The 25,904-nt window shown below is 68.5% G+C and carries 24 protein-coding genes and 1 pseudogene; 13 read left to right on the forward strand and 12 right to left on the reverse strand.

Annotated elements, in window-relative coordinates; translation table 11 throughout:
* Positions 1–10 precede the first annotated feature (10 nt).
* From ABZ532_RS06880 to ABZ532_RS06890, 3 genes are all read right to left on the reverse strand, one after another.
* Positions 11–1,540, reverse strand: a complete 1,530-nt coding sequence (locus tag ABZ532_RS06880) for an amino acid permease (RefSeq protein ID WP_361280069.1) — start codon at positions 1,538–1,540, stop codon at positions 11–13.
* A gap of 125 nt (positions 1,541–1,665) precedes the next feature.
* Complete coding sequence (locus ABZ532_RS06885) at positions 1,666–2,613, reverse strand: hypothetical protein (protein ID WP_361280070.1); 948 nt, start codon at positions 2,611–2,613, stop codon at positions 1,666–1,668.
* Positions 2,614–3,039: 426 nt separating this feature from the next.
* Complete coding sequence (locus ABZ532_RS06890; RefSeq protein WP_361280072.1) at positions 3,040–3,903, reverse strand: GNAT family N-acetyltransferase; 864 nt, start codon at positions 3,901–3,903, stop codon at positions 3,040–3,042.
* 328 nt (positions 3,904–4,231) lie between these two features.
* Here ABZ532_RS06890 and ABZ532_RS06895 point away from each other — a divergent pair, with 328 nt between their 5' ends.
* Together ABZ532_RS06895 and ABZ532_RS06900 are read left to right on the forward strand one after the other, a co-directional pair.
* Positions 4,232–4,570, forward strand: a complete 339-nt coding sequence (locus ABZ532_RS06895; protein ID WP_361280074.1) for a hypothetical protein — start codon at positions 4,232–4,234, stop codon at positions 4,568–4,570.
* A complete protein-coding gene (locus ABZ532_RS06900) occupies positions 4,549–4,887 on the forward strand; it encodes a DUF6191 domain-containing protein (RefSeq protein ID WP_361280075.1) in 339 nt (112 codons plus the stop codon). The genes ABZ532_RS06895 and ABZ532_RS06900 overlap by 22 nt, the downstream gene beginning before the upstream one ends.
* Before the next feature lie 39 nt (positions 4,888–4,926).
* On the opposite strand, the gene ABZ532_RS06905 is transcribed toward ABZ532_RS06900, so the two are convergent.
* The 3 genes from ABZ532_RS06905 to ABZ532_RS06915 all read right to left on the reverse strand — a co-directional run bounded on the left by ABZ532_RS06905 (position 4,927) and on the right by ABZ532_RS06915 (position 7,601).
* Positions 4,927–6,537, reverse strand: a complete 1,611-nt coding sequence (locus ABZ532_RS06905) for a serine/threonine-protein kinase (protein ID WP_361280076.1) — start codon at positions 6,535–6,537, stop codon at positions 4,927–4,929.
* Between the two features lie 298 nt (positions 6,538–6,835).
* Entirely contained in the window at positions 6,836–7,042 is a 207-nt protein-coding gene (locus tag ABZ532_RS06910; RefSeq protein WP_361280078.1) for a hypothetical protein, read from the reverse strand.
* A gap of 115 nt (positions 7,043–7,157) precedes the next feature.
* A complete protein-coding gene (locus ABZ532_RS06915) occupies positions 7,158–7,601 on the reverse strand; it encodes a hypothetical protein (RefSeq protein WP_361280079.1) in 444 nt (147 codons plus the stop codon).
* Between the two features lie 229 nt (positions 7,602–7,830).
* Between ABZ532_RS06915 and ABZ532_RS06920 the strand changes: the two genes are divergently transcribed.
* The 4 genes from ABZ532_RS06920 to cutA all read left to right on the forward strand — a co-directional run bounded on the left by ABZ532_RS06920 (position 7,831) and on the right by cutA (position 14,077).
* Entirely contained in the window at positions 7,831–8,556 is a 726-nt protein-coding gene (locus tag ABZ532_RS06920) for a DUF6333 family protein (RefSeq protein ID WP_361280080.1), read from the forward strand.
* A gap of 175 nt (positions 8,557–8,731) precedes the next feature.
* Positions 8,732–11,167, forward strand: a complete 2,436-nt coding sequence (locus ABZ532_RS06925) for a hypothetical protein (protein ID WP_361280081.1) — start codon at positions 8,732–8,734, stop codon at positions 11,165–11,167.
* 513 nt (positions 11,168–11,680) lie between these two features.
* Positions 11,681–13,426, forward strand: coding sequence for a lysyl oxidase family protein (locus ABZ532_RS06930; RefSeq protein ID WP_361280083.1), 1,746 nt, complete (start codon positions 11,681–11,683; stop codon positions 13,424–13,426).
* A gap of 321 nt (positions 13,427–13,747) precedes the next feature.
* A complete protein-coding gene (gene cutA / locus ABZ532_RS06935; RefSeq protein WP_361280085.1) occupies positions 13,748–14,077 on the forward strand; it encodes a divalent-cation tolerance protein CutA in 330 nt (109 codons plus the stop codon).
* Between the two features lies 1 nt (position 14,078).
* Here the strand turns inward: cutA and ABZ532_RS06940 are convergent, their stop codons facing one another.
* Complete coding sequence (locus ABZ532_RS06940) at positions 14,079–14,255, reverse strand: hypothetical protein (RefSeq protein WP_361280086.1); 177 nt, start codon at positions 14,253–14,255, stop codon at positions 14,079–14,081.
* Between the two features lie 465 nt (positions 14,256–14,720).
* Here ABZ532_RS06940 and ABZ532_RS06945 point away from each other — a divergent pair, with 465 nt between their 5' ends.
* Together ABZ532_RS06945 and ABZ532_RS06950 are read left to right on the forward strand one after the other, a co-directional pair.
* Positions 14,721–15,155, forward strand: coding sequence for a hypothetical protein (locus ABZ532_RS06945; RefSeq protein ID WP_361280087.1), 435 nt, complete (start codon positions 14,721–14,723; stop codon positions 15,153–15,155).
* Positions 15,156–15,818: 663 nt separating this feature from the next.
* A complete protein-coding gene (locus ABZ532_RS06950; RefSeq protein WP_361280088.1) occupies positions 15,819–18,143 on the forward strand; it encodes an FG-GAP-like repeat-containing protein in 2,325 nt (774 codons plus the stop codon).
* A 107-nt stretch (positions 18,144–18,250) separates the two neighbouring features.
* Here ABZ532_RS06950 and ABZ532_RS06955 read toward each other — a convergent pair whose 3' ends face one another.
* Positions 18,251–18,991, reverse strand: coding sequence for an NIPSNAP family protein (locus ABZ532_RS06955; RefSeq protein ID WP_361280090.1), 741 nt, complete (start codon positions 18,989–18,991; stop codon positions 18,251–18,253).
* 128 nt (positions 18,992–19,119) lie between these two features.
* Between ABZ532_RS06955 and ABZ532_RS06960 the strand changes: the two genes are divergently transcribed.
* Together ABZ532_RS06960 and ABZ532_RS06965 are read left to right on the forward strand one after the other, a co-directional pair.
* Entirely contained in the window at positions 19,120–20,097 is a 978-nt protein-coding gene (locus ABZ532_RS06960; protein WP_361280092.1) for a WYL domain-containing protein, read from the forward strand.
* Positions 20,098–21,223: 1,126 nt separating this feature from the next.
* Positions 21,224–21,487, forward strand: a pseudogene (locus ABZ532_RS06965) (tyrosine-type recombinase/integrase); the annotation flags it as partial.
* Here ABZ532_RS06965 and ABZ532_RS06970 read toward each other — a convergent pair.
* Positions 21,399–21,686: a helix-turn-helix transcriptional regulator gene (locus ABZ532_RS06970; RefSeq protein WP_361280093.1), complete on the reverse strand. Its 288-nt coding sequence runs from the start codon at positions 21,684–21,686 to the stop codon at positions 21,399–21,401. The pseudogene ABZ532_RS06965 and the gene ABZ532_RS06970 overlap by 89 nt on opposite strands.
* Before the next feature lie 315 nt (positions 21,687–22,001).
* Between ABZ532_RS06970 and ABZ532_RS06975 the strand changes: the two genes are divergently transcribed.
* From ABZ532_RS06975 to ABZ532_RS06985, 3 genes are all read left to right on the forward strand, one after another.
* The gene (locus ABZ532_RS06975) at positions 22,002–22,250 is read left to right on the forward strand and encodes an SCO4226 family nickel-binding protein (RefSeq protein ID WP_361280130.1); all 249 of its coding nucleotides are present in this window, start codon (positions 22,002–22,004) and stop codon (positions 22,248–22,250) included.
* Positions 22,251–22,943: 693 nt separating this feature from the next.
* Entirely contained in the window at positions 22,944–23,225 is a 282-nt protein-coding gene (locus ABZ532_RS06980) for a hypothetical protein (protein ID WP_361280094.1), read from the forward strand.
* 167 nt (positions 23,226–23,392) lie between these two features.
* On the forward strand, positions 23,393–23,593 hold the full coding sequence (locus ABZ532_RS06985; RefSeq protein WP_361280095.1) for a dehydrogenase: 201 nt from the start codon (positions 23,393–23,395) through the stop codon (positions 23,591–23,593).
* 566 nt (positions 23,594–24,159) lie between these two features.
* Here the strand turns inward: ABZ532_RS06985 and ABZ532_RS06990 are convergent.
* The 3 genes from ABZ532_RS06990 to ABZ532_RS07000 form a co-directional block, all read right to left on the reverse strand.
* Positions 24,160–24,540 (reverse strand): hypothetical protein, encoded by a 381-nt coding sequence (locus tag ABZ532_RS06990; RefSeq protein WP_361280096.1) that lies wholly within the window; start codon positions 24,538–24,540, stop codon positions 24,160–24,162.
* Complete coding sequence (locus tag ABZ532_RS06995; RefSeq protein WP_361280097.1) at positions 24,537–25,124, reverse strand: TetR/AcrR family transcriptional regulator; 588 nt, start codon at positions 25,122–25,124, stop codon at positions 24,537–24,539. Before ABZ532_RS06995 ends, ABZ532_RS06990 begins: the two co-directional genes overlap by 4 nt.
* Positions 25,125–25,465: 341 nt before the next feature.
* Positions 25,466–25,904, reverse strand: a 439-nt coding sequence (locus ABZ532_RS07000; RefSeq protein WP_361280098.1) for an IS630 family transposase, incomplete at its 5' end; no start/stop codon positions are given.

Genomic DNA, 25,904 nt, shown 5'->3' on the forward strand with positions numbered 1-25,904 from the left:
GTGGGCCCTGCTAACGCACCGCTTCCCGCGACACGGGCGGCGCGGCAGGAGCGCCGTGCTTCGGGTGGTCCGGGTTCAGGAACCACCGCCTGGCGGAGACGAGCCACCATGTGCCGGAGAAGGCGAGCACCACACCGACCGCGACGGGCGCGTAGTTGAAGGTCTCGGCGGTCACCGGGCCGACCTGGGGCAGCATGAACAGCACGGTGATGAACGCGACCCAGGCCACCGCGATCACGCCCACGGGCCTGGACCAGCGGCCCAGGTGCCACGGGCCGCGATGGAAGGAGTCGCCCTGGCGCAGTCGCAGCAGCGTCGGGATGACGTAGGCGATGTAGAGACCGATCGTCGCGATGGACGTCACGGCGGCGTACGCGGTGATGTTGACCAGATAGGGCAGGCCCAGGACGAAGGCACCACCGGCGGCGAGCCAGACCGCGTTGGTCGGGGTGCGGGTCCCCGGGTGCAGCTTGTGCCACACCTGCGAGAACGGCAGCGCGCCATCACGGGAGAAGGCGTAGATCATCCGGCTGTTGGCGGTCACCGAGGCCATCCCGCAGAACAGCTGGGCGCCGATCACGATCAGCAGCATCAGCTTGCCGGTGCTCGCGCCGAGGGCGTCCATGAAGATCTGGGCGGGCGGTACCCCGGTCTCGGACCCGAGGGCGCCGCTGTAGGACTGGATGGCGAAGGTCAGCCCGAACAGCAGGACGAACCCGGCCACCCAGGAGACGACGATGGAGCGGACGATCCCCTTCGGCCCCTCCACGGACGCGTTCTTCGTCTCCTCCGTCATATGGGCGGACGCGTCGTAGCCGGTGAAGGTGTACTGGGCCATCAGCAGGCCGATCAGGGCGACGTAGACGGCGGAACCCCAGCCGGTGTTGTTGACGAACTCGGTGAACACGAAGGACGGGGACTGGTGGTGGTCCGGAATGAGCAGCAGCGCGCCGACGATCACCACCACGCCGATCAGGTGCCACCAGACGCTCACCGTGTTGAAGAAGCCCACGATCCGCACGCGGAAGGTGTTCACCAGGGCGTGCAGCACCAGGATGATGCCGAAGAGCAGGATCGTGTGCTCCGCCGTCGCGGCGTACCCGAACTGGAGGTTCAGGTAGGCGTTCAGGAACGAGGCCGCTCCGAAGTCGATGCCCGCGGTGACCGCGACCTGCCCGAGGGTGTTGAACCAGCCGGTGAACCAGGCCCACGCCGGGGCGGACTTGCCGGGAGCGAGCTTGTGGGCCCAGAAGTAGAGTCCGGCGCTCGTCGGGTAGCTGGAGCACACCTCCGCCATGGCCAGCCCGACGAACAGGGTCATCAGGCCGACGATGACCCAGCCCCACATGATCAGCGCCGGGCCGCCGGAGTTCATGCCGAAGCCGTACATGGTCAGGCAGCCGGACAGGATGCTGATGATGGTGAACGAGACGGCGAAGTTCTGGCGCCCGGACATGGAGCGGTCCAGGGTCTGGGTGATGCCGAGTTGGGCGAGGCGTTCTTCTTCCGAGGATGTGACGCTCGGTATGTCCAAGGGCATTCGAATGACCTCTTCGTCAAGGTGAGCGGTGGGGACGGTGGGAAACAACTCGAGCGGGTCGTGCGGGGAAGAGGGTGCGGGTGGGCGGGGGAGCGGGGTGGGTGGGGCTCCGCGGCCGGGCGCGGTTACGGCGTGGCGGCTTCCGCGGCCCAGCCGCGGTGGCGGTGGAACAGCGTGACGGCGTCCCCGCAGTAGCTCCACGGCACATCGGTGGCGTACGGGCCGATGGCGTCGAAGACCTCGGCGGCCTCGTGGCGCCGGCTGGCGAACGACAGGGCGTGAGCGAGGTAGTTGGCGTCCTCGTGGAAGGCGGCGTGCGGACGGTGCGGGGCCCGGCGGGCCCACCAGTTCTCCCAGGCGTGCCAGGTCGACGGATTGTCCGTCCAGGGATGCACGGCGAGCCCGTAGCGGTTCTCTTCCGTTTCCAGCCGCTGACGGTGTGACTCCGCCAGGGCGACCAGCGGCAGGACGTGCAACGGCAGTCCGGCGGGCGCCTTGGTGCACTCCTCCTGCACCCAGTGGAACATGTCGCCGCCCGTGCCGTGCCAGGACGGGAACAGATAGGTGAGGAGCTCGTGGTGCGCTTCCCGGTTCCACGGGTCGCGCTGCTTCACCTGCGTCCACAACTGCCCCACCGTCGCCCGCCAGTCGCGGTCCCGGGGCGGTGAGTGGAAGCGCGCCAGCGCGAGCATGACGACATACGGCGCCGGGTCGTCCGGCATCGCGTCCGCGGCGGCGTCACAGGTTGCCCACGCCTCCTCCAGGGCCTCGCCGCGTCCGCGCCCCCGGCCGTCGGCCATGGACCGCAGGGTGCGTACGTTGGCCAGCAGCGCCAGGGCGTGTCCGGACCGCGGCTCCGCCTGGGCCCAGGTGTCCGCGAACGTCAGCCGGGCACCGACGCGGGCGAGCACCTGGAGGCGGAAGATGCGCCGGTCCCAGTCCGCGCCCGTGGCGGCCAGCAACTCCCGGGCGCCTTCCCAGCGCCCCATCGTCGCGTCCTCCACCACAGCCCGCAGCCGGGCGTCATCGCGGGCCGGATGCCGGTCGAGAGCCGCCTTTCCGCGGCTATTCACGGCGGCCCCGCTCGTGCGCGGCCGGTGCGGCCGCGACCGACGTACCCGCCGTGCGGCTCAGGGGTTGTGCCAGCCGTGCAGATGGGGCCGAGGACACCTTGACTCCGTGGATGAGTTCATCGACACAAACGAAACAAACGGCACATGTGACACTTGCGGACCCGCGGCTAACGGAGCGTGTCACGGGGGTCACCAGACTGGTGGAAAAACTCTCGGTTCACACCTGCCACAAGTGAATCACCGGAGTGATGTTGGTTACATCCGTGCGGGCTGCGGGCCGCCAGTCCGGGGCCCAGGTGGGGAGATTGGCGTGGTTACGCGATCAACTACCTTTTGCTTGCGCAACCCCCGTGAACCGCGCAACCCCCGTGAACCGCGCAACCCCCGTGAACCGCGCGGCCCATGCGAGCCGCGTGGTCCGCGCGCCTACGTCGCGGAGAAGTGCCACACCGCGAAATCGCTCACCGGCCGGTATCCGATCCGCTGGTAGAGGGCGTTGCTGGTGGGGTTGGCCAGGTCGGTGAACAGCAGCACCTCGTCCGCTCCCGCCGCCAGCGCGGCCCGGCTCACCGCGGCCGTCGCGGCAGCCGCGTAACCCCGGCCGCGCAGCCGGGCCGGGGTGTAGACGGGGGCCACCCGGATCTGGCCCGCGACCATCGGGGTCAGGCCCGCCATCGACACGGGGGTGCCGTCCGGGGATTCCCAGAGGGTGGCTCCCCCGGAAGCGATACGCGCGTCGGCCCAGGAACCGGGGTTCGTGGGCGCAGGATCTCCGACGGCTTCGGTGAACTCCTCGTACCAGACCATGAGCAGCTCGCGGTCCCGCTCGTCCGCGACCCGGGCCCGGCCATCGGGCAGCGGATCCGGCGGTGTGAGCCTGCCGAGCCGGTACAGGCGCTGGCGCTCGTGAAGCGTCGGTGCCGCGCCGGTGCGCCGGTACCAGGCGTCGGCGAAGGCGGCCGCGGTCTCGCTGTCGGCGGTGACGCCGGGCAGAGCGTGGCAAAGCCCGGCCAGGTGGGCCGTGAGGGTATCCGCGTCTCCGGGGGCGAGGGGGGTGAGCAGCATGGGGTGCGGCGGAGTCCGTAGGTAGGCCCCGTGAACCGACCCCTCCCTTTCCAGCCAGCCGAAGACGGGGGTTCCGGCGCCGTGGGCGTGCGCCCCGCGTGTGCGCAGCCCTTCGGTCACCGTCAGCGGGACGGTGTGCGGGGCGGGGCGCGAGCGCAGGAAGTCACCCGCTCGGGCAAGGAAGCCGTCGAGGTCCTCGCTCGTGTGCCAGCCGTCAGGGCTCATGCCGCGTGCTCCTTTTCCAGGGCCCGGATTTCCCCGTAGGAAAGCGCGTTCAGGAACGCGCGTCGAAGGGTTTTCGGCGACGCCGCTGAGCGCCGGGTGCTCCAGGCTCCACCGGCGACTGGGGCCGCGCCCGCGAACCGCGTCCGCCGAACCCCTGCTCGGACCCCGGCCCTTGGATCTTCGTATACCGGCCATGTCGGTGATTGACCTCAGACGCCGGAAACCCTGACATCGGAACCACTTCACCGTATTGCCCACCATGGTGAGGGACCGAAAGGCCGTGCCCGTGAATGTCAGCGATGTCCGAATGTTTCGATGAATGGGTGACATGCGCTTACCTCAGGTGCGGGTGGCGGTGAACTCCCGCTGCGAGCGGAGCTGTTACTGCTGCCGCCCCTCCGGGGAAGCGGTGGCCACCGAGTCGGGCACCGACCTCGATCCGGACCACCGGCTGATCGCAGTGGCCACCGCCGCAAGGGCCCAGGGCGTCGACGGGATCAAGCCGACCGGCGGCGACCCCGCGCTGTACGGACCGCTCGTGGAAGTGGTGCGGCGGACCTGGGCGAGAGCGGCGAAACCGCCCGGTGCAGGTGCCCGTGTACCCGGGGACCGGACGGTTCCCGGGCGGACCGGGATACTTGGGGCATGGCCTTCCTCGTCTTCATGACATTGCCCGGACTGGTCATCCTGCTGACCTTGCTGGCCTTCGTCGACCAGCTTCTGCTGCGTGCGGGCAGGTCCGGCCGTCTGCCGTGGCGGAACGCGGCCCGGCAGGGCCAGATCTCGGCGACCGGGTTCGAGCAGCTGCACGCGAGCCTTTCGCCGGGCAAGCAGACCGAGCTGAAGGAGCGCCAGTCCGCCCTTCTGATGCGCGACGACGAGGAGGACGGGGCGCCACCGAACCGAACGACGGTGGATCTCGACGGCGGGACCGCGGTTGTCCGGATGCCACCCGGCGCGGTCCCCGGGCTGTCGGCGCGGTGAACACCGGGCGCTCCGCGTTCCACACGTGGCGCCCCGTGTCTATCCGTGTTCTAGCCGCGTGGGGGAGAAACTCTCCCGAGCCGCGTCGAAGTACCTCCGGATGCCTGGGACATCGCTGTCAGGTCCGGCGACCCAGAAGTCGTAAGTCCGTCCGTTCTCGGTGTACCGCAGATCGATCGAGCGACGGCGAGCGCCGGAGGCGGCGTCGTACCAGGTGAACTCCCAGATGGCGGCGGATGCGCCGTTGTGCTCGAACCGCTCCAGGCGAACTCGCCGGTATTTCGGGTAGTCACCGACCGCCGAAGTGCCGGTGCCGCCGTTGTCCTGTGCCGAGAGCTCGGCATAAGGGTCCCCCTTGCCGTCAGCCGGATTCAGATGGACCCCGAGACCGTAGGCCTTGCTTGCCGAGTAGTAGAAAATGCGGCTCTTGTCCGCATATGGACCGGTCCAGTCCTTGCCGATCTCCATCGTGAATCCGGCCGGATCGCTGATCGCGCGGAATCCAGGGCGGGCGGCTGCCGGTGAGACCGGCGCTGCGGCTTGGCTGCTGGAAGGATCAGGAGACTTCCGGGCCAGCAGAGGAGGCACGGTATAGATACCTGCGGCGACCAGGGCGATGACCGCCGAGCCGATGAGCGCACGGGCGATCCAGCGGCGGGAGGCGCGGCCGGTGACCTGCGCCGGGTCTGTGTCCTCGGGCCGGACGGGTCTGTGCCGGTCGGCCCGGGCGACGGTCCGGCGTTCCTCGGATGCCGTGCCGGTCACGGACCCGGATCGCCGGCGGTCGCCGGGGACACGAGCGGATGCGGCGGCCTGGGCCGGTACTTCGGGGCGCTCGGCGGCGATCAGCAGGGACCGGGCCACCGAGGCCGTGATCCGTTGCGCCGGGTCCTTGATGAGCAGGCCTCCGATGACCTCGCTGAGGCGACCGGCGTTCCGGGGCGGGTCGTACGCGCCGTCGAGCACGGCCTGGAGCGTGGCGAACTCGCTGTTGCGGCGGAAAGGGGAACGCCCTTCGACCATTTCGTAGAGGGTCGCTCCCAGGGACCACAGATCACATGCCGGCACGGCTCTCAGCCCCTGTACGCGTTCGGGCGACAGGTAGTCGAGCGTGCCGATCATCGCGCCCGGCACGGTCAGGGTGTCCGCGCCGGTCACCGCGGCGATGCCGAAGTCGGTCAGGACCGTACGCCCGTCGGACCGGGCCAGCAGAAGGTTGGACGGCTTCACATCGCGGTGCACCACACCGTTCGCGTGGGCCGCGATCAGCCCATCCAGTGCCTCACGGGCGATGCGCGCGGCATCGCCGACCGTCACGCGACCGACTGCCAGTTCCTCCGCGAGGGAACGTCCCGCCACGAGCTCCATGATGATCCACGGCCGGCCGTCGTCCATGACGACGTCGTGGATCTCGACCACGTTCCGGTGCTGGACCAGTGCCGCGGCCCTGGCCTCCCGCAGCGCACGCTCCGCGCGCCGACGCCACTCCTCGGGGGCGAGATCGACGCGTGCCCAGATCTCCTTGACCGCGACCGCACGCCCCAGCTTCACGTCCTGGGCCGCCCACACCGCCCCCATGGCGCCGCGTCCGATCAACTCGTTCAGCTGATAGCGGCCCGCGGCCAAGTCCCGGACTTCCGGTTCGGCCATTCCCCGTCCCCACGCCTGCTGTGCTCCGTGGCCATGCCGGGACTGATACCTGCCGTCAGGCCTTCGATCTCCCAGATTCTGCCTCAATACACCGAACCGGTGCGCTCGGGGTTGTCCACGGGTGCCGGCTCGGCGGCAGCACCCCGTCCTACCGGGCCTTACTACTGCAACGGTGTTTGCCGTGATGGGTGGGCAGATGGGTCGTTGGTCGGCGCCTCACCCGTGGAGATAGCGAACCGCGGGCCCCAGCCGGGCCCCCGCCGTCACCTCCCGCAGCAGGTCGCACCACCGGTCGACACTACCTGGAGCAGGTCACGTACGGCGCCCGGCGGTACGTCGGCCCGTGCCAGGAGGTAGTTGCCGACCCCGAGGTTCCCACCGGCTCCGTCAGCCCGTACACCCCGGCCGGCAGGGTGGCCGCCGTGTAGACGGGACCGTAGCGCTCCCGGAGCGCGCCGACGTGGGCGTCGAGCGGCAGGAACCGCAGTGGCAGCTCGCGGGCCACGCCCTGGCACCCTGGACGATGCATGCAAGGGCTTTGATCTTGGTGCTGCGGCGTTTCCCACTCACGGTCCGGGACCCGCCGCATCTGTTGCCGGGCTTGCGGCTGTGCCGGCTCGTCAGTACCGAATCTCCCTGGCTTCGTACCCTTCGAGACCGGCCGTGACGAGGGCGGGTACGAGGGCGTGCAGGTACCAGGCGAGGTCGGTGAACTCCGGGGCCGCTGGGATGTGCCGACGGTCCATGGTGGGCACGAAGGAGATGTCCGTGCGGCCGGGCAGGAACATGAGCATGCCGCCTGTCTCCGCCTCCGGGTGGTAGACGTTGAGAGCCACCGTGTACGGCAGGTTTCCCGGCTCGTCCAGCAGTGCCAGCGCCTCGCCGATGCCGTCGGGCGGGCTGTCGTACCACTCGTACATGTCGTCCGCGTCGTTGATCATGTACGAGACGCCTCCTGGCACTGCCACCGCAGACCACCCCGCCCCGGTCAGGGCGTCCACAACGGCGCACACGGTGGTCGGGTACGTGAACGTGAAGTCGATGTCGGCGTCTCTGGATCCCACGGGACCTCCGGGCAGGGTGAGGACAGACCTGCATCCTCGCCCGCGGAGCGCCGGGCCGTCGATCCGCTTTCCCTGCCTGGCTGCTGACCTTCGTTCCTGCGGCCCGACGCAGCGTGAAGCAGCCCGCAGGCATGGCGGCTCACATCAGCCTCCCGCGTCCTGTGCCCATGCCGAGATCTCCGAGCCGACTGCCCACCCACCAGATGGGGAACCCGTTACGGTGACGGGCATGTCTGACTCCGACTTCTGGACCTCCCCGCCCGATCGCGTAACCCACGGCAGCGGTGTCCGCTACGAACTGACGGTCCTGCACCCGCCGTTCACCGTCGATGTCGAAGACCTTCCGCCCAACGACCCCGCGCGGGCCGCGGAGTTCGCTCGCTCCCTGGGCACGATCGACGACGTGGTCGAGGATCTCGGCCCCCGTAAGCAGAGCGACACGATCACGGTGGCCACGAGAACCGATCTGGACCTCGTGCAGGCTGGGGCGTGGGGAAACCTCGTGTCGGTCTCCGATCCGGCGTTCGCGGACGACGGCAACGGCATGCCGCTTCTGGCGGAGGCCACTCGGCTGCGGGAGCGCTTCCCCGACGCCCGGATCGTTGGCCGGGTCGAGGTGCACTGCGGAGCCGAGCACACCGAAGACCTCGTGTGGCTGCCGGACGGCGCCATGTTCCATGCCTGCGGCTGGCCCGGTGACGAGCCGTTCGTCGTGACCGGCGACCCGCAGGCGGTGATGTCCGCCCTCGGGATCACCACGGAAGTCCTCGAAGACCTCGACGTGTACTTCGACCTGGACGACGAGCCGAACCAGAACGACTGGGGCGCCCTCGCCACGGCCTGCCTCGCCGGCGCGGACCCGTGGGGGAGGGCCGACCTGGACGCCTCCTCGTTGCGGGTGCGGCACAGCGAGCACGCCACCAGCCACATGGAAGCCCTCTACTTCAACGGCTGACGGCACTTCAACTTCCCTTACACGTAACCAGATTGACATGCCGACACGCGGTCTCACCCGTTTCCTGCCTGTCGGCGGACCGGTCTAGGGTGAACGGGCGACGCGTACATGTCACGGGGGCCTCACGCGTCGCCCCGTATCCCCTCAAGGCCCCACACGTGAGGGAAGATCACACTTGAACAGAGCACTGCGCATACCCGAGCGGTGGCGTCTGGCAGGCCGTGTTCTGGCCGTGTTCGGGATCGCCTCGGCGGTCACCGTGACCGGTCTGCCCGGCATCGAGATCGACACCGCCACCGCGGCGCCGCGCGCCGTCGCGGCCAGGATCAAGCCCGGCGCGAAGCGCTGCGACGCGAAGAACCTCGGCAAGCAGTACCAGAGCACGCCGACGAACTCGGGGTTCCCCAACGACCCCACCGGCTCCAACTTCTCGGCCTGGAAGGGCAATCCGAGGAACTTCAACTACGACCTGCCCGGCAAGGCCTACGACGGGGTGAAGCCGCCGACGGCCGCCGACAAGACCAAGGCCCTGTCGAAGGTCTCGAACGACACCGAGAAGAACTACAAGGCGTGGCAGAAGACCGCGGACAAGTCCGGTGACCCGGAGGACCGCAAGTTCGAGATCTACGCCCGGTACTTCCACAACACGGAGGGTCTGAGCTTCGACCACTGGTTCGAGCACCGGTTCATCCGCAACCAGACCAACAACCACAAGGGCTCGGCTTTCGAGCGTCAGCTCGTCCGTGACTTCCGCCTGGTCGGGCCGGACTGGCTCTGCGAGGTCACCGTCGAGCTCATCGACGCGCAGGGCAACGTCGTCGAAACGCGCCGGTACGACGCCTACAACCAGAAGACCAAGGAGTTCAACGAGTTCAAGTCGAACTCGGAGCTGACGAACAAGCAGCTCGGCAAGGACCGGAAGATCGCCCGGTTCATGCCGGACCACAAGTTCCGGTTCACCGGAGCGAAGCCGTTCACCGAGGGCCAGCGCAAGAAGATCGACAACCTGAACCGGTACGTCAACCGGCTACGGCCCGGTCAGACGAACCAGGTGCGCGGTAACCAGCGGATCTACAACCCCGTTCCGCGGACCAAGCCCATCCGGGGATACTCCGACTACCAGCGGTGGTTCGCCCCGGGCTGCCAGGGCGGCCAGGGCAGGATTCAGCTCGCTGCCGCATCCTCGTGCGGTACGCGCGGCCCGCTGAACGACCGCATCAACGGCTCCGGGAAGACCCTGGAAGAAGCCAGGAAGATCCAGGCCGACGCCCGCCGGCTCGACCCCCGCGGCACCCTCCCGCGCGGCGGCCCGGGCGGCGTCGACTTCACCACCCTGGAACTGCGGTACGTCGGCGGTCTTGGCAAGGGCAAGGGCATGCAGTACTCCATGCGTGCCGACCAGATGCCCGACCCCGACGAGAACCCCGGCTTCGGCGGCGAGGCGCGCATGCAGCTCTCCTCCGACGCCCTGTTCACCTGGCTCGCGCTCACTCCGGAGAAGTTCTGGGTCAACCTCAACCCGGACCAGCCGGACAAGATCATGGATGCCGAGTTCGGCAAGACCGACGCCGGCAGGGTCCTGCTCGAGGCCGACTACCTGATGAAGGAGGACTTCGCCGAAGCCCTCAACCCGAAGAAGCACGCAGGCGGCAAGCGGTACTGGGACAACGCCCCCCGCCAGAACGGCCTTCCGTGCTTCCCCGGAGTCCGGTTCTGGGCGGAGCCCAAGACCGCCCAGGTCCGCGAGCAGGACGGCGGAATCTACATCCTGGACGCGCCCCTGAAGGTGTCCACCCAGTGGCTCGACATCGAGTGGGAAGCGCCCGGCAGCACTGAGTGCAAGGGTCTGACCGACGCGCAGAAGAAGTCGATGGAAGCGAGCGTCCGCGCCAATGTCGTTCCCCTCATGGAGGAGCGGGTCAACAAGGACAAGCGCTACGCCGATCTGCGCGCCGTCTACACCTCGCGTGTCGCGGCCGAGTACATCCGCCAGCAGGATGCCAAGGCGCCGACCGACTTCCGCAAGATCATCAACTCCAATGACGTCTCCGCGTGGCCGCTGCGTGCCCCACACGACAAGTGGACCCGCGAGGACGTGTACCAGAAGTACATGAAGTCGCTGCGCGACGGCATCGAGTGGTTCGAGCTGGAGTACGGCGGCAAGGTCTTCAACCAGGGCGTCGGGGGTGTGGACTTCTCCAAGCAGCCGAAGCGGAACATCACCCAGACCCGGTTCAACGCCGAACACCGCACCCTGGACAGCACGACGAAGACGTCTCTCCAGTCGGACGACGTGTCCTACCGGGACACCGACACCCTCTACCTCGGCGGCAGCGGCAACGTCGAGTCCGGCAGCGAGGACCCGGGCCCGGACCCCACTCCGACCCCGACGGACGCCCCGAAGCCGACCGACCCGGCGACCCCGACCACCCCGGGCGACGACGGGAAGCCGACCCCGCCGGCGAACAGGCCGGATCCGGACGGCGGCCTCGCCGACACCGGCTCCAACACCCCGATCGGGCTGATCTCCGGCATCGCCGCGGCGGTCGCCGCCGCCGGTGCGGCCCTGATGTGGTGGATGCGCCGCAGGCGGCAGGACGCCACCGGCTAGCCGACCGGCGTCGATTCGCACGCTGGACCCGAGAGTGCCCCACCCCCCGCCCGGGGGTGGGGCACTTGCCGTTGCGTGCGTCAGCGTCAGCGACGGCCGGGGAGGCCGGACTCTCTTGTGCGCCGTAGTCCGTCATGTCCGGCGGTCCGGCGAGGGCGGGGCCTGATCCGTGGCGGCGGACCCGCGTCTCCCGCGCCCATCCGGGACGGGATCACCTCAAGGCGGCCCGATGGGCGGCGGTGCTGCACCAGTGACGCTCCCTCTCCTCCCGGCCATCTTCCCCCGGGGGACGTCCTGTTGGTGGCAACGGCGTGTTTCCACCACAGCGGCGCTATTCGGCCAACATCCCGACGTTTTCCACTCTCCGGACAACCGGGCATCCGGACCCCTCCTCTCACCGCACGAGCGCAGCGAGTGCCTCTCACCGCGCCGGCCGGACGGTTGTCCTGTCCCGTCGGGCCGCGTGGCCCGCTGTCCGCTTCCTTCTCACAGCATCCGGAGGATGAGGGAACGATGACCACTACGCGCACCACCCGGCTGCGGCGTCCGCTGCTCGCCGGCACCACGGCCGTCGCCGCCATGGCCGTGACCGCCGGCTTCATGGCCACCATGCCGGACAAGGCGGAGGCCGCGACCGGGCCCAAACTGAGTCTCATCGCGGCCACCGGCTCGGTCACGCTCACCTCCTGGAAGGAGGAACCGGGCGTCTACCTGGATCTGGGCACCTACCTGACCGCGGAGGGGAGACCGCTGGAGCTCAAGGTGACGCGGAAGTCCTACAAGGACCCGGTGACCATCACCCAGACCGTGTACGAGGGCGGCAAGGCCAAGGCCAAGACGCTGCCCCAGGGCACCGTGAAGGACTTCTCCGGGCTGCCCGGCTTTGCGGAGATCACCATCACCGACAAGGCCGGCAAGAAGGTCGTCAGCCGGACGGAGAGCTTCTGTCCGAACAACGCCAGCGGACGGGTCCGACCCGATGCGCCCTCCAAGTCGAAGTATCCGGAGAGCTGCCCCACCAACGCCTTCACCCTCGGTTCCGTGTGGGGTGTCGAGAAGGGGTGGGCCTCCAACACCTACGCCGGTTCCTACACCCAGCCGGTGAAGCTCGCCGCCGGCGCGTACACGGCCAAGATCCAGGTCGCCAAGAAGTACCGGGACCTGTTCGGAATCGCCGACAAGCCCGCGACGGTGAAGGTCACCGTCGAGGAGCGCAGCTGGGAGGACAACCCCGGAGTCCCGGGCGCCCGGTCGGCCACCACTGGGGAGCACGCCGGGCACGGCGCCTCCCACCAGGCTCCGGCCGGTCACGCCGGGCACGGGCCGGCTCCGGCGCCCGCCCAGGCCGGGGCGCCGGAGACCAGCGGCGCGGGCCCCTCGTACAACGTGGGCCACGGGCCGCTGAAGGCCGCGCCGCCGGCCCTGCCGTGGGCGCTGAAGAAGCAGCAGGCCGCGCGCGCCGGTATGCGCGCCGGCGACACCGCCGGGCAGACCGACGGCTCGCGCAAGGCGCCCGCCCTCACGCCGCTGTCCAAGCGGCCCACCGGCAAGGCCTCCGTCCCGGACGTCCCCAAGCCAGACCTGCGGTCGCTGCCGGCGTACGGCATCACCATCAGCGACGGCGACCAGAACATCCCCGGCAAGGACTACCTGGCCTTCAGCGCCAACGTGTGGAACGCCGGCCCGGCCCAGCTCGTGGTGGACGGCTTCCGCTCGCCCGGGAAGGCCAAGATGGACGCCTACCAGTACTTCTACGACGCCAAGGGCAAGCAGGTCGGCTACACCCCGACCGGCACCATGGAGTGGGACCCGCGTCCCGGCCACGTGCACTGGCACTTCACCGACTTCGCCAGCTACCGGCTGCTGAAGGCCGACAAGAAGGAAGCGGTGCGCAGCGGCAAGGAGGCCTTCTGCCTCGCCAACACCGACGCCGTCGACTACACCGTGAAGAACGCCAACTGGCACCCGTACAACACCGACCTGTCCACTGCCTGCGGCCAGGAGAACTCCATCTCCGTCCGCGAGGTGCTGGACGTCGGCTCCGGTGACACCTACACCCAGAACCTGCCGGGACAGTCGTTCGACATCACGGACGTGCCCAACGGCACCTACTACATCCAGGTGCTGGCCAACCCGGCCAAGCGGCTGAAGGAAACCAACCTCGACAACAACAGTGCCCTGCGGAAGGTCGTCCTCGGCGGCGAGCCCGGCAAGCGGACCGTGACCGTCCCCGCGCACGACCTGGTGAACGCGAACTGACCCCACACTCCTGAACCCCGGCGACAGTCTCCGGACGCTCGCCATGTGGCCAGGAATGACGAGAGAGCGGGTGGCGCAGCGAGACGCTGTGTCACCCGCTTTTCGCTTTGCGGCCGAGGGCTCCGGTCGCTGGTGCGGGCGTTTGTCTCGTACGAGGCGGGGGCTGGCGTCGCAGACGCGGGAGCACGGGATTGACCCTCCGGTGCCGCCTGACCGGGGGGGAGTACGATCGAACCGGATTGTGAGCGCACCTCCTGTCCGGCCTTCGGGCCTGCCAAGGGGCACCTTTCTTATGTCCGGCTACGTCACTAGGCTCCCGTCATGACTGATTTCGTGCAGGTGTCGACCGCTACACCGACCCGGGAACAGGCCATCGAGCTGGCGCAATCGGCTGTGAAGGAGCGACTGGCAGCAGGTGCCCAGATCGTGGGGCCCGTCACGTCAGTGTTCTGGCATCTCGGCGAGTTCGGTACCGGCGATGAGTGGCAACTACTGCTGAAAACCCGCGTCGAGCGATACCCCGCCCTCGAAGCGCACCTGCTGAAGCACCACCCTTGGGACAACCCTGAGGTGGCAGCAGTGCCAATCGTCGCGGGCGGGGAGGCATGTCTGCGGTGGGTGTCCGAGAACACGCAGTCCCCACCCGACTAGGTCACAGCAGTGCTGCTCTCCCCAGGGCGGCGTCGACATCGCTGACGCCCCGGTATCCCGACAGGCGCTTGAGGAGCGGATTCAACCTGCGTCGCGGCCGGACCGACGCAACGCCGTTGGTGAGGTCCAGAGCACGACACGCGACCTTCGCCGCCTGCTCGACTTCACCCGCCGTCATGTACGCGTCGGCGAGCCACGAGAGGTACAGCGCTTTGTCCCGCGCCTGGCTGTCGTCGTATGTGGCAAGCGCGTTCTCCAGTACGGGTACTGCCCGGAGTCGGCATGCGCGGAAGGTCGCGTTGTCGGTGCTGTCGCTGTGCGACCACTACGAGAACCTGCAGGAGCGGATCATCGTGATCTGTGCGAGGTGCGATCAGGCCGGACGAGCCGCGCGAGACGCAGGGCATCCATACCGAGTCGGCCGCCGGCGGAGCCGTGCACTTCCATCGCGTGTGCCCTGACCGGCCGCGCCGTTGAAACTCCCGCCCGTCGCCCGTAGGGGGCGGGCGGGTTGGAGACCTTTCGTGCCGGCCGGTTTTCCCTGGCAGGAGCGGCCGGAACGGGGCCGGGCCCTTGGGGCCCGGGACGTGCATGACCGGGCGGGGGCTGGCCTCGCACCGAGCACACGCCCAAGGTGTGTGGCATGACCGCTGTCGCTGTGGAACTGCGTCGTGGACGCGACCCGGTCGCCCCCGGCCTGTTCGACAGGCTCGTCGACTTCTGTGCCCAGGAGTACGGCCTGGAACGATGCGTCGCCGAGCGGATCCAGGACCAGGCCATCGCCCTGTGCTGGGTGACGGGCACCACCCGGTCCGGTAACACCATGGCCCCGTCCGCGACGGTGGACCCCGGCTGGCACACCTTCATGCTCCACAGCACCGAGTACACCCACTGGTGCCAGGAGCAGTTCGGCTACTACCTCCACCACACACCGAACAGCAAGACCCGCACACCCGGCCTGATGGTCGACGTCGCCGCCCGGATCCGTGCGGCCGGACTCGTGGTCGATGAATCCCTGTGGGGCACAGCCGCGGACTGCAACCCGCCGACCTGCTGCTGCGACGGCCCCTGCTGCTGACCCACCACCCCCCGGGGCGGGCCTACGCACCGGCCACCTCCCACTACTCGCCTAGAAACCACCCCCGACCAGACCCCGCACCCAGAGACCCCGACACGGCGAGCAACCCCGAACCCCAGCACCAAACCCGGACCGCTACCGAAGACGGTCCCTTTCCACACAGGAGAGGGCCCGTCAACTCTCCTACCTGCTGCAGAGGCTGTGCCTCTTTCGCTGCGCTCAAGGTGAGAAGCATTTCGTCCTCATGATGATCTATATCGTGGGAAAATCGGCTCACTCGTACTTCCTTGGGCTTATCGGGTGTTCTCGATGCGGCGTGGTGAGTGTCGAGTGGGTGCGGCAATGCGCTGTGGGCAGGGTGTTCCCGGCATGCGGTTCTTCGTCTCGACACCGTGAGGCGGGTCCTGTGCCGGTTGCTGCGACTGTGCCGGGCGTGTGGTTCCGCATGGGCGAATGACGCCGACTGAGCCGATGTGGGCTTGGCCGGCATGGTGTCGTTCCTCGGAGAAGTGGGTTACCCGGGGTCAGCGCACAGGCGCCGCCGGGCCGGCCTCCCTTGGCAATGGCTGATTCCGGCAGATCGTTTAGCACTCGCCCCGGGCCTTGTCGCCCGCAGGAACAAGGGAGGCGGCATTGTCCAGAGCGTGTGATGAGGACGCAGCGGTGCCCAAAGCGCCACGGAACGTACGGGCCCTGCTGATGGCTCTGCCGATGGCCCTGGCTCTGGTGGTGTTCCCCACCGCCGGCACGGCGTGGGCCGCCACCGTGAGCTTCGCCCCCGCAGTCGACTACGGTGTTGGTACTTCGCCTGCCTCGGTGGCGGTGGGGGATCTGGACGGTGACGGTGACCAGGACCTGGCCGTCGCCAACTCGACGGACAACAACGTGTCGGTGCTGTTGAACGCCGGGAACGGTACCTTCGCGCCCCAGGTCACCTACGGCGTTGGTGCTTCGCCTGCCTCGGTGGCGGTGGGGGATCTGGACGGTGACGGCGACCAGGACCTGGCCGTCGCCAACTCCATCGACAACAACGTGTCGGTGCTGTTGAACGCCGGGGACGGTACCTTCGCGCCCCAGGTCACCTACGGCGTCGGGGCCAACCCGAACTCGGTCGTCGTAGCCGATTTCGACGGTGACGGCGACCAGGACCTTGCTACCGCCGACGCCCTCGGCAACACGGTGACGGTCTTGTTGAACGCAGGGGACGGTACCTTCGGCCCTGGTACCACCTACGGTGTTGGGCTCGTACCCTTCACCGTGGTCGCGGCGGATCTGGACGGTGACGGCGACCAGGACCTGGCCACAGCCGACACCCTCGGCAATACGGTGTCGGTGTTGTTGAACAACGGGGACGGTACCTTCGCCACCGCAGTCCCCTATGGCGTCGGGACCTTTCCGGTCTCGGTGGCTGCGGCGGATCTGAACGGTGACGGCAGACAGGATCTGATCACCGCCGACGCCGGCGACGATCAGGTCTCGGTGCTTTTGAACGCCGGGGGAGGGACGTTCGCGGGAGCGACCCCCTACCCCACCGGGACCGCGCCGGCTGCGGTGGTCGCGGCGGACCTGGACGGTGACGGCGACCAGGACCTGGCTACCGCCGACGGAGCCAGTACGGTGTCGGTGTTGTTGAACAACGGGAGCGGTGTCTTCGCGGCCCCGGTCCCCTTCCCTGTCGGGGCCGATCCGATCGCGTTGGCTGCGGGGGACCTGGACGGTGACGCTGACCAGGACCTGGTCACTGCCAACTTCGGCGCAGCCACGGTGTCGGTGCTGCTGAACACCACCAATCCCGCTACACCGGTGATCACCAGCCCGGCGGACGGGGCCGTTCTCTCCGACAGCACGCCGACGTTCACCGGGACGGGCGAGGCCGGGACCACGGTCACTCTGCTTGAAGGGGACACCGTTCTGTGTTCCGTTGTCGTGGCGGTGGACGGTAGTTGGAGTTGCACCCCGGCCGTTGCCCTGAGCGACGGACCGCACACCGTCCTCCCCCGAGCCACCAACGGCATCGGCAACGCCACCGACGGCACACCGATCACCATCACCATCGATACGACCGCACCCACCGCCCCGGTGATCACCAGCCCGGCGGACGGGGCCGTTCTCTCCGACAGCACGCCGACGTTCACCGGGACCGGTGAGCCCGGGACCACGGTCACTCTGCTTGAAGGGGACCCCGTTCTGTGTTCCGCCGTTGTGGCGGTGGACGGTAGTTGGAGTTGCACCCCGGCCGTCGCCCTGAGCGACGGACCGCACAGTATCCTCCCGCGAGCCACCGACCAGTTCGGCCGCAGCACCGACGGCACACCGATCACCATCACGATCGACGCCACCGGGCCCACCGCCCCGGTGATCACCAATCCGCTCAACGGGGCTGTACTCACCGAGAGCATGCCGACGTTCACCGGGACCGGTGAGCCCGGGACCACGGTCACTCTGCTTGAAGGGGACACCGTTCTGTGTTCCGCCGTTGTGGCGGTGGACGGTAGTTGGAGTTGCACCCCGGCCGTTGCCCTGAGCGACGGACCGCACAGCATCCTCCCGCGAGCCACCGACCAGTTCGGCCGCAGCACCGACGGCACACCGATCACCATCACGATCGACACCGCCCTGGTGATCACCAGCCCCCGGGACGGTGACACGATCAGGAGCTGCCCCCGTCCGCGGAGCACCGATGGGAGAGGACGCGGCGGTTGCCTGCTGAGCTTCACCGGCACAGGCGAGACGGGCAGGACCATCACCGTCATGGAAGGTGACCGGACCATCTGCACTGCCCTCGTGGACGCATCCGGAAACTGGAACTGCTCCGGACGTGTCGCCAAGGCCAGCGGTATCCATACCTTCGTCGCCGTCGCCACCGATCCGACCGGCGCCACCACCACGAGCGAGCCGGTGACCGTCACCATCGAACTACGCCACCGCCCTCACCACGGGCGTCCCCACAAGGGACGGCCCCACAGGCCGCACGCAGCCGCCCCATGAAACAGCTCCAGCGTCTCCCCTCGGCTTGTTCACGAGAACTGACCGCACCGGTCTTGCTCCATAGCGGTCTTGGTCGGTGCGCTTCTCCTGGGTTGTCAGCTCACGGGTCAGACGATGAGTGAGCGGCCCGTGGGCGTCAGCCGCAGTCTCCGGGGTGCCGCTGTCTGTTCTCGCTCGATGGCCGGCAGGAGCTCGTCCCTTGTCAGGGGGTGGGCTTGTACGGCGGTGAGGTGTCGACGGTGCGCACTCTCGTCGGGGTACGAGGTGAGCATCACGGCGACGTTCTCGCCGGAGCGGACCGGCAGCCTGGGGAACGTGTTGTGCGCGTGCTCGGTGGTCAGGAAGGCGAGCGGCGCAGGCCCCGTCTCCAGGACCACGGGAAGGAGTCCGTCCCTGATCAGCGCGATGCCATCGTGTCGTCCGGGAGGGAAGGACCACAGGGTGACGTGCACGAACCGGTCCGGCACAGGAGCCCCGACCGCGGGGCGCCTGGAGGGGGCGTAGGCGAATCCGCTCCCGGTCGGCACCGGGCGCAGGAGGAGGACATCGTCGGAGTCGATCATCGTGTCGTTCGCCTGGGGACCGTGTCTGGCCCAGACGGGGCCACCGTAGAAGTCCGTGAGCCCGCGGTGGCGGGCCGTCATATCCCGGAATCCGCGCAACCAGACGAAGCGGTCCGGGTCGTCGAGATCGCGGAACTGGCCGAGCACGAGCATCCCCACCTCTTCCTGGGGCTCGACGAACTCCCGGTCGAACAGCACTATGAGCTCGTCGCGCCGCCCCGGACGCAGGGTGTACTGGCGGAGCTCGATCACGGCAGGCAGGCCGGTGAGGTCGGTCGGTGGCACAGCGGGACTCCCCTTCAGTGCTTCTTCGGGTACGCGATCGCGGCTCGTTCGGACTGAACCGGGACGCGGACCGACGGTAGGGGAGCCTTGTGACAGAGGCTGTCAGGGTTTCCGAGGAGAATGCGTCCATGTCTGCCAGTCGACTGCTGTCGGTGCTGCTGTTGCTCCAGTCCCGTGGCCGCCTGTCCGCACAGACGATCGCCGGGGAGCTGGGGGTGTCGGTGCGGACTGCGTACCGTGACCTGACGCGCCTGCAGGCTGCCGGGGTTCCGGTCTACGCGGAGCCGGGCCGCGGGGGCGGCTACCAACTCCTCGACGGCTACCGCACCCGGCTGACCGGGATGAGCGAGGGCGAAGCACGAGCACTGTTCTTCGCAGGGCTACCCGGGCCCGCCGCCGACCTGGGGCTCGCCGGCGAGGTGACTGCGGCCCGGCTGAAGCTGCTGGCCGCGCTGCCCACAGGACTACGTGAAGAGGCGGCTCGGACCGCGGCGGTCTTCCACCTGGATGCTCCCGGCTGGTACCGGGAACCCGAACAGACACCGCATCTCCCCGTCCTCGTCGACGCGGTGCTCACCCGGCGTGCGGTGGACGCGCGCTACCGCCGCTGGCGCGCCCCGCAGGAGGTGAACCGCCGCCTCCGCCCCTACGGTCTGGTCCTCAAATCCGGTACCTGGTACGTCGTGGCCGCCACGGAGAGGGGCGTCGCGACCTACCGCGTCTCCCAAGTCCTCGACGCGGTACTGAGCGACGAGGTGTTCGACCGGCCGGGCGACTTCGACCTGGGCACGTACTGGACCTCCTACCTCGATGCCTTCCAGACGCGCCGCTACACCGGTACAGCCACCATCCGCCTGTCCCCTCGAGGACGCCGGCGCCTGCCCGACAACGTCCCACCGGCGGTGGTGCGCTCGGTCGACTCCACGGCGACCGCCGCCGGCGCCGAGGGATGGGTCGAGGCGGTCATCCCGACCGAGAGCACCGAGCACGCCTGCGGCGAGCTGCTGCGTCTCGGCGTCGACGTCGAGGTCATCGCACCGGCGGAACTGCGGCTGACCATGGCAGAGACCATAGGGGTCCTCGCCAGGGCCTACGAAGTCCACTGACGCCAGAACACCCGCTTCAGGAGTTCGATCACGGACGCTACGCGACGCGTGCGCCGGGGCATCCGGCTGCCGTGCCGGTCGCTCACGGATGCTGCTGTGCGCCGTCGTTGATGTCAGCCTAGATGTCAGGACCGGAACAACTGAGGGTGCGGGCAGAGCTCCAGCGGGTCGTCCGACCGGTCTGCCCACTTCCACCAGACATGCCGAGCGGGGCACCGCCACGCTGTGCGGCAGGCGCGCGCGCCGTCGTCTTCCCGGCCAGACAGGACAAGGCCGCCGGCCCGCATCATCTGGGCGCACTCGGGGCATGCGGGTGGGGCTGCGGACATGCGTCGACACATGTCTCGGCCGCAGACGGCAATGACGTGAGCTTGGGAATCACCGTTCAGTGATGGTGAGTTAGGAGTCCGACATGCGCCGAGACCACCGTCGGGTCGACCGCGGAAGCCTTGCCCGTGCTCGCTGTTGACCGTGGCTGACCGCCCGTTCTGGTGCGCATCCGGTGCGGTCTGCCTCATCCTTGCCAGGTCGGTCACGGGGACCGCCCGACGTGAGCGGAACGGGGCCGTACCTCGGCAGCTCGGCCGCTCAGGTCAATGGTGGACCTGGGTTGTCCGCACTCGTACTGCCAGGCGCTGATGTCAGGAATCCGGGCGCTCTCGGCAAGTCGGCTCGTCAGACTCGCGCGCCCAGGCGTAGGGCATCGGCTCAGTGGTGTCCAGTACCCACGGGTCGGGGTATCTGGCATGGCACCCAGCGCATCGCGCGGTGAACGTCCCGATCTCTGGGTTCGTCATGATGCTGTAGTGCGACGACGGCACGGCACGGATCACGTAGCCGTTGGCCGTGGTCTCCAGCCCTGGCCAGCCCGGTGAGCACTCGCAGGCCGCGTTCCTTGCAAAGGTCTCATCGTCGGCTCTGTGATGGGTGCTCTTGAGCGTCCTGAAGAGCCTTCTCAGTGCCCGCACGGCGTTCTCGCATTCTGTGATCTGCGGACCTGTTGATCGTGTAGGGCCCGAGGACGGCACAGAGTACCGCTCGGCGGATAGCCAGCAGCCGGACGTCCTCGCGCATGACCGCTCCCGCCACGGACACAGAGGCCTACCGTCTTCACCCCCCCCGCGCTGGTCGCCGGGTGGAGCCGCGCAGCGTGTACCGCTCCTTCACCCGCGTCGCCGACTTCGCCGGCCTCCGCGTGATCCGGCCGCACGATGCCCGGCACGGCTGCGTGACGCTGCTCACCGCGGCCGGGGTCGCTCCTCGCGTCGTTATGGAGATCCTTGGGCACTCGCAGATCAGCATCACGATGGACGTCTACACCCACGTCGTCCGGGAAACGCAGCGCGAGCGGCCGTCACGTCATCCATGTGCTGCTCGTCGCCCTCCATGAGGACGGGCTGCCCCATCAAGTCACCCAAGGGGACGCGCAGTACACGGGCGAGTTCAGCGAGCTTGTCGATCCTCGGCGGTTTCCGCACGCCGCGCTCGATCTTCGACAGCCAGTCGGTACTGTGCCCGACGTGCCCGACGTGCCCGACGTGCCCGACGTGCCCGACGTGCCCGACATGCCCGACGTGCCCGGCGAGCATGGGCTGTGTGTACCCCCGACGCTCACGGTAGGACGCGATCCGCTCGCCGATAGAGGTGATCCCCAAGACCACGGATGCGCCGGCCGATCACAGCACCTGAGTCGTGGTCTCGCGCTCCGCCCCCCCCGGCTGGCAAGCCGGGCGGGGGCGGTGAAGTGCCGACCGCCCGTAACGGATGGGGCACGGGGCGACTGGCCAGGAGCTGAACGGTCGCCATCTCGGTCGTATGGGCACAGGATGGAGATGACGGAGCTGGAAAGCGGACTCGGCACTCCTGAACGCCGGGACGCGCAAGCCGGAAGGAGGCGCGACGCAATGCCCCAGTTCATGGATGTCCACCACGGGATGAATGGCATCACGGCCGACCAGCTGAAAGAGGCCCATAGGGCCGACCTCGCCATCGAGAAGGAAGAAGGCGTCCACTTCAAGAAGGCCTGGGCGGACCCGGAGTCCGGAACGGTCTACTGCCTCTCCGAGGCACCCTCGGCCGAAGCAGTCCAACGCATCCACGAACGCACTGGTCACCTGCCCGACGAGATTCATCCGGTCCCTCTGACCGTGTGAAAAAAGCCACCCCACCCACGGAGAACCGCAGGCGGGGGGCTCGGGCTTACCCGCATCAGGCGGTGTAGCGGCTTTGGGCGGGACTGCCATGGGGTGAGCGATCGGGGCCCGTACGCTGGACGCGAATCGGGCTGGCTCCTCACCTGCCCGCAATAGCCCGATGTGGGCCCCGATCTTCGAGGATCGCCCCATGGTGGCTGCTAGAGCCGCGGAGCCGACCGCCCCAGCCCCCACCCTCTCTTTGACTCGGACCCTCCCCCTCCTTCACCTTCGGCCCCTTTCCGGTGCCTCGGTGGAGAGCTGACGTAGCGCTGTGGGGTGGGGTTCAGAGCGGTGGCGGGCTGCCCCCTGAGCCGAGCCCGCCGCTGTGTGGCCTGGGGCGCCGGGAAGAGCGTCCATGCTCGCAGCGGGGCAACTCCATGGGAGCGAGGTGAGCCGACATCGCATCGCCGCCGCGATCCGGCCGCCTTCGTAAGCACACATCGGAAGCGGCCGGGCAGGCGCACCACTGCGTTGTGTCACCGTCTGTAAACAGCTCAGCCCTGACATCACCAGGCGACATCAACGACAGCAGACAGACCCGGCGTTGAACGATCGTGAGCGGCCATGCCTCGGGCTGTCAGACGCCCCCGAGGGCCGTCCGCTCGAACTCCTAAAGAGGTGATCCACGATGGCGGGTGAGATCATCCGTGGATGGCAGACGCACAGCTACCCCCAGGTTGGACGCTTCAGCGGATCCGCGACGTATCCGGCGACCAAGGGGCCATCGTCCTGGACTCCAACCGGGCAGCGAAGTGGGTTGCCTCCGACCCTCACGAGGTCCTGCACCCGGAGATCGTTCTCGGATTCCACAGCCTGTGCATCGTGAAGCCTGTCGATGATGACGACTGGTACATGGGCAGCCTGTATGACGATGGCAGCATCGACTGTTGGACAGCCTACGACGATCTCTATGAGGCGCTACGCGGCCTGTAGAGGGATGCGGGCTGAGTGTCTAACTGCGCTACAACAACCCCGCACAGAGGCGCACAACCACGGACGCTCGCGGATGGTCCGCGCAGGTCACCGCTGGTCCTGCCGCAGGTCACTCAGTCGCTCCCATTGCTTCGGGACGAAGCGGTCGTGCCGCTAGGGTGCGTCGCGTGACCAACGACGCCCTGGTCTGCCCCGAGTGCAGCCAGCCCATGAAGTCCGGAGGCTTTGTGCTCTCCAAGCGGGAGGACGACGGCTGGCGGACCTGCCGGACGCTGTGGAGGTGCGCCGATCGGCAGGTCTGGTGGGGCTGGGCAGACCGGCCGGATGGGCCTTTGGAGCCCTGCCCGGTCCCGGGGCTGTTCCGCTGACATCCAACGCTGACATCAACGAGTACGGACAGCGGTGACAACCGGCAGCCATGTATGGCCCCCGCGCTCGGGATGGGCCTCATCCAGGCCGGGGCGAGATCGAACTCCTACAGCGGTGCTCAGATTGTGCCCGATCCGTGCCCGACAGGTCGGTGAATCAGGTCAGCCAGCGGCTGCCGGGGAGGCCTCAAGGCCTCGCCCGTGCACCCATTTCCCCTGGTCAAGGGTGCCAGCGGCGGCCAAAGGTGCGGTGATTCCCGCCGCCGCTCGAATGCGACGGCATTAGCTGGCGGCAGTGAGGCCGCCTCGGTCGAACGACCGAAGCTGCGGTAACGGAACGTTCTGGGCCTCACCGCGCTGAGGAGTTGAGCAGTCAACCCCGCAGTGATGCCGATCTCGAAATTTCCTCGGTGTCGCTCTTTGCTCCCCATTCAGTTGCTGTGTGAACCGCTGGTCTACGAAGGCTGACGGGAGAGAGCGTTGATGGCGGTGCGCCGGCATGCAGACTCGATTGGCATGTCCGAACGGCTCGACGCGGCGGCTGCGGGAACTCTCCGAGCGTGTGGCTACGCGGCGCCCGCCGCTGCCAGCACTGCGACCGGCAGGAGCAGAATCCACTGCGGTAGCCGGAGCAGCGGTCTGGGCCAGCCGACGGTCAGCGTGACGACCAAGAAGGCTGCCGCGTACGCGATGAAGTGCGCGGCCACGAACCACGCCACCAGGCCGGTACCCGGCGTACCGTCCGTCAGGGAGAGGTACAGCAGGGCGAGTCCGGAGAGCAACAGGTCTCCGCTCACCATGTGCCACACGGCGTGCAGGACCCGCTTGGGTTCCTCCGCGAGACCGCAGGACAGCAGCGGGCGGACCACATCGCGGTGCCCGGCGACGATGTGCACTGCTGCCACGCCGAGTGCGGTGGTCCCTGCCGCGAGAAGCCAGCCGTTCATCGGACCTCGATTCCTTTGGCCACGACAGCGGCCAGCTGTGCGGGCAGTTGCGGGTCGGGGCGCTCCCCGACCAGCCCTATGTGGAAGAACACGGCTCCTGCCAGCGTGTCCAGGACCAGCTCCACGGGCGCTTCGGCCGCGATCTCCCCGCGCAGCACGGCGCGTTCGAAGACAATCAGCAGCCGCTCCTTCGACGGGGCCAGGAAGTCACTGCGGATGCGCGCCTTCAGTTTCGGATCGGCGGCGAAGTCGGCGAGCAGTCCCGGGAGGGCCGCCGCGGCGGCAGGCGCGCGGAACTCGTCGACCAGGCCCTGTAGCAGCACGGTCAGATCCCCGGCCAGCGTTCCGGTGTCCGGGGGCGGAGCATCATTGGTGGTCGTGAAGACGGCCTCGAAGACCAATTCCGGCTTGCCCGGCCACCGCCGGTAGATCGTGTCCTTGCCGACACCGGCCCGGGCGGCCACCGCCCCGATCGATGTCGCGGCGTAGCCGACCTCGACCACCAGCTCCGCCGTCGCACCGATGATCGCCTCTTGCGATCGGGGATCTCTGGGACGCCCCCTGGAGGGCAGAGAGGAGCTCATGGCATTTACCTTACGGGTCGACCCGTAAGGTAATCAAGAGGGTGGCCTGCCCTTCAGAAGTGGAGTCGGCGGCGGCCCTTCAGGCCGCCGGATAGCTGACGGGCGGGCCGAAGAGCTCCTGGCAGCCGTCAACGACGGCATAGGCGAGCCCTCGGGGTGCACGACAACCACCCCCGGAACGCGCCACGTTGAGTCAGCGGTCGAGGAGGAACCCCATGGTGACCTGCTGCTTCGGGTGACGCTGCTCGTTCACCCGGTGGAGGAGCTTGGTGCGCACCGTCTCCGCCTCGGGCTCCGTCTCGGCCTGCCCGTGGAGGTATTGATCCGAAACTCAAAGGGTTCTATTCGAGGATGTAGCGGACGTGCGGGCCGCCGTAGTAGCCGCGGACGATGTGTGGCTGGCGTTGGCGTCGGTGGAAGAATCGGCGGGTCTCGGCGGCGAGTTGGGCTTGGTCGCGGGCCCGGCTGTGCATCGGCAGGCTCCGTTTGAGGTCGGCGTTGACCAGCTCGTCGGGGTTCAGCTCCGGCGAGTACGACGGCAGGAAGTGCAGCTCGATCCGGTCCGGGTGATCGGCGAGCCAGGTACGGACCTTGCGGGAGCGGTGCGCGGAGTGGCCGTCCACGACGAGGTGGACCTTGTGGTCGAAGTGGCCTGCGAGCCGGTCGAGGAAGCGGCACATCACGTCGGCGTCGAAGGTCTCGGTGAACACCATGAAGTGCATCCGGCCCTTCGTGCTGATCGCGGACATCGCGTTCACCGAGAACCGGTTGCCCGAGCGC

Origin of the sequence: Streptomyces sp. NPDC019396 (assembly GCF_040632375.1) — a bacterium.
In the GTDB taxonomy this organism is placed as follows: domain Bacteria; phylum Actinomycetota; class Actinomycetes; order Streptomycetales; family Streptomycetaceae; genus Streptomyces.